The 898-nt window shown below is 74.3% G+C and carries 1 protein-coding gene; it reads right to left on the bottom strand.

What is annotated here, in order from left to right:
• Positions 1-898 (bottom strand): PAS domain-containing protein (locus tag G3I65_RS14625; RefSeq protein ID WP_160696594.1); only part of this gene is annotated, 898 nt, incomplete at both ends.

Raw genomic sequence — 898 nt, 5'->3', positions numbered from 1 at the left:
CCAGCGCCACCTCGGTCCAGTGCTGGGCCGAGACGTCCTGGTAGGCGCCGCGGACCGCGAGCAGCTCGCCGCGGGCGTCGGCGACCGGCTCGGCGACCACCCGGATGTGCCGGGCGACGCCGTCGGAGCGCTGCAGCCGGAACGCCGTCGACGACGGGCGCTGGTGGTGCAGCACCGCGCGCAGGAACCGGCCGATCGACGGCGCGTCGTCGGGGTGCGCGTGCGTGGCCAGGTCGTGCAGCGACAGCGGCGTCGCGTTCGGCGGCAGGCCGTACAGCGCGAACAGCTCGGTGTTCCAGGTGATCGCCCCGGTCACGACGTTCTCCTCGAACCCGCCGATCCGGCCGAGCCGCTGGGCGTGCTGCAGCAGCACGGCGAGCTTCGCGGCGTCGTCCTGGACGCGCAGGATCAGCAGCACGTTCCCGGCGAAGCGCGTGACGCTGACGTCGGTGAGCACGGTCAGCGGGACCTGGTCGACCAGCGTGGTGATGGCCATGCTGTCGGCGCGGAACGGCTCGCCGGTGGCGTAGACCCGCTGGATCTTGTCGAGCAGGCCGCTCTCCTGGGCCGCCAGCGGGTACGTCTCCAGCATGCGGGTGCCGACGATCCGGCTGCGCGGCCGCCCGCCGGGGTCGGCGAACCGGACGTTGGCGTGGTGGATGCGGAAGTCGGTCAGCCGGCCGCCGTCGACGCACGGCGACAGCAGCACGGCCGGGTCGTGCAGGCCGTCGACGAAGTCCACCAGCTCGCCGAGGAAGTCCCCGGCGCCGGCGAGCACCGGGGCGACCACGCCGTCCCACGTGTCGAGCGTGTGCGCGCACAGTTCGGCCAGCGCCTCCAGCTGACGGCGCTGCCGCCCGGGCTCGGCGGGCAGCGGGTCCGGCCAGCACATCTCGAC

This window comes from Amycolatopsis sp. SID8362 (genome assembly GCF_010550475.1).
Taxonomy (GTDB): domain Bacteria; phylum Actinomycetota; class Actinomycetes; order Mycobacteriales; family Pseudonocardiaceae; genus Amycolatopsis; species Amycolatopsis eburnea.
This window is presented reverse-complemented; position numbering and strand designations above follow the sequence as displayed.